The organism is Janibacter sp. LM, assembly GCF_039631275.1.
GTDB classification, from domain to species: domain Bacteria; phylum Actinomycetota; class Actinomycetes; order Actinomycetales; family Dermatophilaceae; genus Janibacter; species Janibacter terrae.
In genome coordinates, this window is record NZ_JBDIVG010000045.1 from 1 (window position 1) to 620 (window position 620).

Sequence of the window (620 nt, forward strand, 5' to 3'; positions counted from 1 at the left end):
GCTATCTCGGCTACGTCACCGGCCTGTCCGACGTAGCACTGGAGAGGCGCAGCCGCAGCCGGATGGTCTTGGGCGCGCTGCTGTTCATCCTCGGCTTCACCCTCGTCTTCGTTCTCGCCTCGATGTTCGTGGCCACCGCCGGCCGCGCGCTCGTCGAGCACCGAGAGCTGCTGATGCGCATCGGTGGCGTAGTGGTCATTCTCATGGCCCTTGTCTTCCTCGGCGCCGGTTCGCAGCGGACCTTCCGACTGCCGATCAAGCCCGCCACCGGCCTGGCCGGGGCCCCTGTCCTCGGGGCCGTCTTCGGTCTGGGCTGGGCACCCTGCATGGGCCCGACACTCGCCGCGGTCCTCGCGCTCAACCTCGCCGGCGACGCATCGATCACCCGAGCTGTCGTCCTCGCCGTGGCCTACTGCCTCGGGCTGGGACTGCCCTTCATCCTCATCGCCGCGGCCTACGAACGCTGGGCCCCGGTCTCGTCGTGGCTGCAACGACACCAGCGCGCGATCCAGGTCGCCGGCGCAACCCTGCTGATCATCGTCGGGACACTCCTGCTCACCGGCGGCTGGGATGCGATCGTCCAGCCGCTGCAAACCAAACTCATCAGCGAATGGGAAGTG

Annotated in this window: 1 protein-coding gene; it reads left to right on the plus strand. The window is 68.2% G+C overall.

Annotated elements, in window-relative coordinates; translation table 11 throughout:
- Positions 1-620 (plus strand): cytochrome c biogenesis protein CcdA (locus ABC138_RS16745; RefSeq protein ID WP_345914394.1); only part of this gene is annotated, 620 nt, incomplete at both ends.